This is a genomic window from Parasphingopyxis sp. (genome assembly GCF_028279465.1).
GTDB lineage: Bacteria > Pseudomonadota > Alphaproteobacteria > Sphingomonadales > Sphingomonadaceae > Parasphingopyxis.
This window is the reverse complement of sequence record NZ_JANQNS010000015.1, coordinates 817301-824928: the sequence shown is the minus strand read 5'-3', so window position 1 is coordinate 824928 and position 7628 is coordinate 817301. Positions and strand designations below refer to the sequence as shown.

At 62.7% G+C, this 7628-nt stretch carries 5 protein-coding genes; 4 read left to right on the top strand and 1 reads right to left on the bottom strand.

Features of this window, described 5'->3' with window-relative positions; genetic code table 11:
- Positions 1-19: 19 nt before the first annotated feature.
- On the top strand, positions 20-3634 hold the full coding sequence (locus Q0974_RS13430) for a YadA-like family protein (RefSeq protein ID WP_299328471.1): 3615 nt from the start codon (positions 20-22) through the stop codon (positions 3632-3634).
- Positions 3635-3718: 84 nt separating this feature from the next.
- Positions 3719-4198 carry a hypothetical protein gene (locus Q0974_RS13425; protein WP_299328468.1) on the top strand — a complete coding sequence of 160 codons (480 nt, stop codon included), beginning with the start codon at positions 3719-3721 and terminating at the stop codon, positions 4196-4198.
- A 2-nt stretch (positions 4199-4200) separates the two neighbouring features.
- Here the strand turns inward: Q0974_RS13425 and Q0974_RS13420 are convergent, their stop codons facing one another.
- Positions 4201-5598, bottom strand: coding sequence for a protein adenylyltransferase SelO family protein (locus tag Q0974_RS13420; RefSeq protein ID WP_299328466.1), 1398 nt, complete (start codon positions 5596-5598; stop codon positions 4201-4203).
- A gap of 37 nt (positions 5599-5635) precedes the next feature.
- On the opposite strand from Q0974_RS13420, the gene Q0974_RS13415 reads away from it, so the two are divergent.
- Both Q0974_RS13415 and Q0974_RS13410 read left to right on the top strand, forming a co-directional pair.
- Positions 5636-6496 (top strand): alpha/beta hydrolase, encoded by an 861-nt coding sequence (locus Q0974_RS13415; RefSeq protein ID WP_299328463.1) that lies wholly within the window; start codon positions 5636-5638, stop codon positions 6494-6496.
- Positions 6493-7626 carry a glycosyltransferase family 4 protein gene (locus tag Q0974_RS13410; protein ID WP_299328461.1) on the top strand — a complete coding sequence of 378 codons (1134 nt, stop codon included), beginning with the start codon at positions 6493-6495 and terminating at the stop codon, positions 7624-7626. Before Q0974_RS13415 ends, Q0974_RS13410 begins: the two co-directional genes overlap by 4 nt.
- Positions 7627-7628 lie beyond the last annotated feature (2 nt).

The following is a 7628-nucleotide window of genomic DNA, read 5'->3' as shown; positions in this document are numbered from 1 at the left end:
AGCGACGCATAATTTCTCGATGGCGATCGGCTTCGGCGCAGCGAGCAACGGCGTCAACAATATCGCGATCGGCAATGCCGATGCGACCTACACGCTGGCCGGCCTCGGTGCACTCGTGCCGGGCGGTGAGGTGTGGGATGTGACAGTGAATTCGAGCGGCATGCTGTCCGCCTCACCCGACAGCACGTCCAACAGTGCTCCGGCGCCGCTGGCCGGCGGTCTGGCGCTCGCCGGTGGCTCACAGCCGCAGGATGCCACTGCGCCCTGCAATGTCGGCGCGGGCGGAACGACGTCGCTTGAATGCGGCGTGAACTCGAACACGGCATCGGCGACTGACGCCACGGCGGTCGGCGAAGGAACTTCGGCGACCCAGCGTGGAAACAGCGCTTTCGGAAGCGGAGCGGTTGCTTCGGGCAATTTCTCCACCGCTATCGGGCGCAACTCGACTGCTTCGGGCACGCAGTCGCTGGCTGTCGGCCAAAATGCAAATGCATTGGCTGACAGGGGCCAGGCTTTGGGCGACAATGCAGGGGTCGGTACCGGTTCGGTAAATGGTTTGGCTGTGGGTTCTGTCGCGCGAATTGACTCAAACTCTAGCGATGCCATCGTAATAGGCTCCAACGCCGGTGTCGGATCGGACTCGTCGCGGTCGATAGCCATTGGCAGCGGTAGCGATATCGATGGCTCAACGGTCGATGCCATCGCCATCGGTGCGAATGCCGACGTCTCTACAGGGAGTGTCGGCGCGGTTGCTATCGGCAGCAATACCGACGCTACGGCCGCGCAGGCTGTCGCGATGGGGATGAACTCGGACGCTACGGCTGCGGGTGCCATTGCGATCGGCGGCGATGATGGCGATCCCGATACGGATGGCGCTCAGGCGACCGGGGAAGGCGCAGTGGCGCTGGGCGCGGATGCGGACGCCACCGGGCCGTCCTCGACAGCATTGGGACGCGGCGCACAGGCGACAGCCGGCAACGCGGTAGCGCTGGGCAACAATGCACTGGCCGACCGCGCCAGCGCGACGGCGGTTGGCGCCGGCTCGCGGGCGACTGGCAACCGGAGCTCTGCGCTAGGGCGCAGCGCCGAGGCATCGGGCGACTTCTCGACGGCTATCGGACCGGACTCGACGGCGAGTAACATCCATGCGGTGGCTATCGGTAACCAGTCGACGGCGAGCCGGGCAGGCGCTGTAGCGATTGGCCGCGGCACGGATGCCCTTGGCACCTCCTCGGTGGCGATCGGCAATCAGGCGGAAGCGACGCACAATTTCTCAATGGCGATCGGCTTCGGCGCGGCGAGTAATGGCGCCAACAATATAGCGATCGGCAATGCCGATGCGACCTACACGCTAGCCGGCCTCGGCGCACTCGTACCGGGCGGTGAGGTGTGGGATGTGACAGTGAATTCAAGCGGCATGCTGTCCGCCTCGCCCGACAGCACGTCCAACAGTGCCCCGGCGCCGCTCTCGGCATCCGCCAGCAGCTTGCAGTTAGCTGGCGGACCAATCAGTCAGCCACAGGGCGCGACTGCGTCATGTGAGGAAAGCCCAGGCCTTGAATGCGGCAGTGGTTCGGATACCGCTAATGTCAATTCGACTGCACTCGGGATCAATGCCGTCGCTACGGGATTCAATGGCTCTACCGCTGTCGGCAATGGCGCCACAGCGAGCGCAGGTTCGAGTTCCGCATTTGGCAGAGATGCGCAAGCTATCGGATTGTCTTCGACGGCAATTGGTTCTTCCAGTCAAGCTGACCGGACGGATGCGACCGCGGTCGGCGCTCAGGCTTTGGCAAACGGCACCTTCGCCACCGCTATTGGTACCCGTTCTGTTGCAACAGGAGGCGGTACGGCAGTAGGCAACTCGGCGTCGGCTGCCGGCGAGGCCGGAACGGCGATTGGCAATGGGGCCACTGCGTTGGATCCCGGCGGTACCGCTGTGGGAGCAGCTGCAAGAACGCTCAGTCCGTCTTCCGTCGCGGTCGGCTTTGGTGCCGAAACACAAGCGGAATCAGGCATTGCGGTTGGCGCGAACTCCGTCATCAATGCAGAGAGCGCCATTGCTGTGGGCAGCCTTGCACGTGCTGAAGGCGAAGAAGCATTAGCGGTTGGCGCTGACGCTGATGCCACCGAGGAAGGCGCAGTCGCTCTTGGGGCGGATGCGAACGCCGCTGGGCAATCCTCGGCAGCGTTGGGACGCGGCGCACAGGCAACAGCCGGTAACGCGGTAGCGCTGGGCAATAATGCACTGGCCGACCGCGCCAGCGCGACGGCGGTTGGCGCCGGTTCACGGGCGACGGGCAACCGGAGCTCCGCTCTGGGACGCAGCGCCGATGCGTCGGGTGATTTCTCGACGGCGATCGGCCCGGATTCGACGGCCAGCAATATCCACTCGGTGGCGATCGGCAACCAGTCGAGAGCGAGCCGGGCCGGTGCGGTGGCGATCGGTCGCGGCACCATCGCGAGCGGCACATCGGCGCTGGCGCTGGGCAACCAGGCCATGGCGATGCATAACAATTCGATGGCGATCGGCTTCGGGGCGATGAGCACCGGCGTCAACAATATCGCAATCGGCAATGCGAACGCGACCTACACGCTGGCGGGTCTGGGCGCGCTCGTGCCGGCGGGGCAAACCTACACAGTGACGGTCAACGATAGCGGCATGCTCTCCGTGGCTGCACCGGCCGGGTCGGCCGCGCCGATATCGGCACCGACGCCGGCGGCTGTCACGCCCGCCTCGGCTCCGCCGCCATCGGCAGCGCCGGCCGCTGTTGCTTCCACGGTGCCGTCTTCGGTGCCGTCGGTTCCGGCCAGAACAACACGCGCACCGGCCGCGACCGCACCGGCCACTGCGGCGCCAAACACGGTACCGAATGCCGCGCCGAACGCAGTACCCGCGAATATGACGGCGCCGGCATCGTCCGCGATGATGACGACGAATTCGGTGCCCAATGTCGCGCAATCGCGCGGGGGGCTCGAATATCTCGCATCGAGCCCGGGCGAGAATAGCGGCCTTGCACCTCAAACGGCCCGGATGGAGATCGATCCGGCTGCGGTATCTTCGGGCGAGAACCGGATGGATATGGTAGCCGTCACCAACGGCACACCGGCGGCGTCTACCGGAAACAACGCGATGATGATGACGAATGCGGTGCGGCAGGAGAACACGGTCCAGTCGCCGACACCGACGGCCGCGATGAACGGCGGAGCGGCGTTCGGAACGCAGCAGGTGACCGCGCACAATTCCGCGCAGGTCAGCGCCAATACGACGGCCATAGCGACCAACAGCGCGGCCATTGCCGGCAACACGTCGGCGATCCGGTCTAACTCGACCGCCATCGCCGCGCTGCAGGGCCAGACCACGACGCTGTTCGAACTGACCAACCAGAACCGGGTCGATATCCAGCGGGCCAACGAAGGTGTCGCCATGGCGCTCTCGATGGAATCGCCGGTACTCCTGCCGGATATGCACTTCGCGCTGTCGAGCGGCATCGGCTATTATGCCAACCGCTTCGCGGCATCGACGTCGCTCTCCGCGCGGATCAGCGACAACGCCTCCTTCTCGGCGGGCTTCGGCGTGGGGCTGAATTCCGGCGAGGTCGGCGCGCGAACAGGCTTCCAGATCGGTTGGTAGGGGCGCAGATAGTTAATCACTGGCAACCACAGAACAGGGCGCTATGCTCCTGACCGTTGAGTATCTGTGAAGGAAATGCGCCAGATGATGAAGCGATGGATGGTCTTGCTCCTTGCGGCGATGCTGGTCATGCCGGCGCAGGCCCAGGATCCGCGGACAACGTCGAACGCCAGCTTGCCCACGCCAGACCGGCTGACGCTGTCGCGGCTGTTATGGGGCACGATGGTGTCGATCCATGATGCGAATATCGCCGGGAATTATTCCGTGTTGCGCGATACCGGCGCGACCAATTTTCAGGTGCAGAACAGTTCGGCGCAACTGGCCGAGACGTTCCGCTATCTGCGCGAGCAGCAGATCGACTTGTCGACCACGCTACTGCTGGCGCCGGAATTCACCCAGCCGCCGCTAATGGTCGCGTCCGACATATTGCGTCTCCAAGGCGTGTTCGGGCTGCGGCCGATCGCGATCCAGTTCGATATCTATTATCAGTACCAGGCCGGGCGCTGGAAAGTGCTGTCGATCGGACTGCAGCCGCTCACGCTTCAGAACGTTGAGGGCGGCTAGCGCTACTCGCGCATCGCCTCACCCATCCGCCGGATGGCGTCTACCTTGTCGTATAACATGGACCAGTCGTCGTTCTCGTCGATGCACGCCCATATCGCCTCGACCTCGTCGATATGCATCGAGCAGGGCTCCGGGTCCGACCAATAGACATGGCGCGGAGGCTGCGTGGCATAGGCCGCCATGGCCTGCGCGACATCGGCAAATGCGTCACTATCATAGATCGTATCGACGGGTGAGGACCCTCGCCGTTGCCCGCCGCGCCAATCGAAGAAGAACCGGTCGATCATGATGCCGGAGTCGCGCAGCGCTTTTTCGATTGCGGTGAAAAGGCGCACATCGTCGCTCGTTCCGCGGCTCTCGACGCCGAGCCGCCAGAGCATGCGCTCGAGATACGCGTCGCGATAAAGTGCGCCAAACCCCTTAGCCAGCTCAATCAGCGAGTCCGCGTCCTCCTCGATCAGCCGGAGCGAAACGGCGAGCTGGGCGGTATCCCAATGGATCGCTTCGGCCTGCCGGGCAAAGGCGTAGAGCCCGGTTTGGTCGAAATAGGCGGCGGTAAAGCCGGGGTCCCATTTTGGCGTGAAGCGCCAGGGGCCGTAATCAAAACTCTCCGTCGTGATTCCGATATTGTCGCTATTCAGCACGCCATGGACGAAACCAGCGGCCATGTAGGATGCCGCGAGCTTAGCACCGCCGGCCACAACATGGCTGAGCAAGAGTTGTGGTCCATCGCTGCCTGCCTCCTCGCCGAAATAGTGTTTGAGGCAGTAGGCGATCAGCTTTTCCATATTTTCCGGCTGGCGTAGGGTCGCGAGACGCTGGAACGTGCCGATCCGGATATGGCCATGGCTGAGCCGGACCATGACCGAGGATCGCGTAGGCGAGGGCTCGTCATTGCGTTCCAGCGACTCACCGGTCTCGATAAGGGAAAAGGTTTTCGACGTTTCGACGCCCAGCGCTTCGAGCATTTCGGTCGCCAGGATTTCGCGCACGCCGCCCTTTAGCGTCAGCCGCCCGTCGCCGAACCGGCTATAGGGCGTCTGCCCCGAACCCTTGGTGCCAAGGTCCATCAGGCGGTCGCGATGATCGCGCATCTGGGCGAACAGAAAGCCTCGCCCATCGCCGATTTCGGGATTGTAGCTGCGAAACTGATGACCGTGATAGCGCAACGCCAGCGGCGAGGGGAGGGAATCTTGAAGCGGTTCGAACCGTCCGAAATGCGCAATCCATTCTGCGTCGTTGAGCTCCGCAAGACCTACAGTCTCGGCCCAGCGATCGTTGCGGAAACGCAATATATGCTGCGGGAATTTTGCAGCGTCGACGGGATCGTAGAAATCCTCGCCCAATTCCAGGATCGTCGTTTCGGGGCGGAAAGTTGAAGCTTGCGGCAAAATCGTCATGCGCCGATATGGGGGGATCGAAGGGAAGGACGCAAGCGTGATGGACTATAGCAATGGCGTTTGGTGGTCGAATGACGGGTTGAGGCTGCACTATCGCCTCTATGATGGCCCAGATAATCAGCCGCCAATCATCTGCTTGCATGGACTCACCCGCAACGCGCGCGATTGGGAGCCGGTTGTCGAACGTTTGGCAGGCGACTGGCGCATCTATGTGCTGGAAATGCGCGGCCGTGGCGAAAGCGCCTATGCGCCCGATCCGATGACCTATGTCCCGCTAACCTATGTGCAGGATGTCGAGGCCTTCCTGAAAGCCACCGATATCCGGCGATATATCGCCTTCGGAACCTCGCTGGGCGGGTTGATTACGATGCTGCAGGCCGCAACCAATCCGGAGCGGCTGGCCGGCGCGCTGCTCAACGACATTGGCCCCGTCATCGAGGAGGCGGGTGTCGAGCGCATTCGCGGCTATGTCGGTAAGGGCGGAAATTATCCGACCTGGCTGCATGCTGCGCGGGCGCTCAATGCAGGCTTTGGCGATGTCTATCCGAAATGGGAGCTGGACGACTGGCTGGCGATGGCCAAGCGGCTGTGCAAGGTCCAGCCGTCCGGACGGATCGGCTACGATTACGACATGCGGATTGCAGAGCCATTTCGCGTACCGGGTGGCGAATCCGGTTTCGATATGTGGACGGCGTTCGACGGGCTGAAAGAGGTGCCCACATTGCTCGTGCGCGGCGGGCATTCGGAAATCCTCTCCGAAGATACCGCGCAGGAAATGGTGCGCCGCAAACCCGATCTCGCGACAGCGGTCGTGCCGAATGTCGGCCATGCCCCCATACTCGACGAGCCGGAAGCGGAAGCGGCCATCGATGCCCTGTTGGAGCGCGTTCGGGCGTGAGCACGCCGCCGCATATCCTTCATCTGCACTCGACATTTTCGCTGGGTGGGAAGGAAGCGCGCGCGGTCCGGCTAATGAACATGTTCGGCGATAATGCGCGGCACAGCATCGTCAGCGCCATGCCAGATTCACTGGACGCCCGCGACGCTATTGATCCGGCGATCGATGTTGTTTTTCCGTCCGATGCGCCGAGCCTCACGGGCAAGCCGTCTCTCGCGAGAATGGCCGAGCTTGCCGACTATATGCGCGGTTTCGATCTTGTGCTGACCTATAACTGGGGCGCTATGGATGCGGTCATGGCGCATCGTTTGAAGCGCGCAAATCTGCCGCCTCTGATCCATCATGAAGACGGCTTCAACGCCGATGAGGCGGATGGTCTCAAGACAAGCCGGACATTGTATCGCCGCTTCGCCTTTCCGACTCTGCACAGGCTTGTGGTGCCATCGGATCGTCTGGCCGGGATAGCCCGCGGGGTCTGGAAGCAACCCGAACATCGCATTCTGCAAATCGCCAACGGCATCCCGGTCGAGCGATATATGGCGCCACCGGAGCCTGACGTAATTTCGGGTTTCGAGCGTCAGCCAAGCGATGTGATCGTCGGCACCATTGCGGGCTTGCGCGAGGTGAAAGACCTACCGCGCCTAGTCCGTGCCGTTGCCGCGTTGCCCGACCATGTAAAGCTCGTAATCGTCGGCGAGGGCCCGGAACGCGAGGCGATTTCCTGCGAAGCGATAGCCAGCGGCATTGCGGACAGAGTGGTTTTGGCGGGCTTCCTTGATCGGCCATGGCGCTATACTGGACATTTCGACATATTCGCTCTGTCTTCGCGCAGCGAACAGTTTCCAATTTCGGTTGTCGAGGCGATGGCGGCGGGCCTGCCTTTGGCATCGCCCGATGTCGGCGATGTGTGGTCGATGGTGGCGGACCCCAATCGCGAACTGCTTATATCCAAGAATGGCGGGCTTGAGTCCGCATTGGCACTGTTGGCGGAAGACAGCGATTTACGGCGGGAAATCGGACGCGCCAATCGAGAACGCGCTGCCGCAAAATATGACGAAGCCGCGATGATTTCCGCCTATGCGCGGCTCTATGGCGAGGCGTTGGGAAACGGGCCCTTGTCCACAGTCTGAGT

Excerpts from the sequence above, each read along its gene's own strand:
- Q0974_RS13430 (WP_299328471.1), top strand. The coding sequence starts at position 20 with ATGGCGATCGGCTTCGGCGCAGCGAGCAACGGCGTCAACAATATCGCG.
- Q0974_RS13425 (WP_299328468.1), top strand. The coding sequence starts at position 3,719 with ATGATGAAGCGATGGATGGTCTTGCTCCTTGCGGCGATGCTGGTCATG.
- Q0974_RS13420 (WP_299328466.1), bottom strand. The coding sequence starts at position 5,598 with ATGACGATTTTGCCGCAAGCTTCAACTTTCCGCCCCGAAACGACGATC.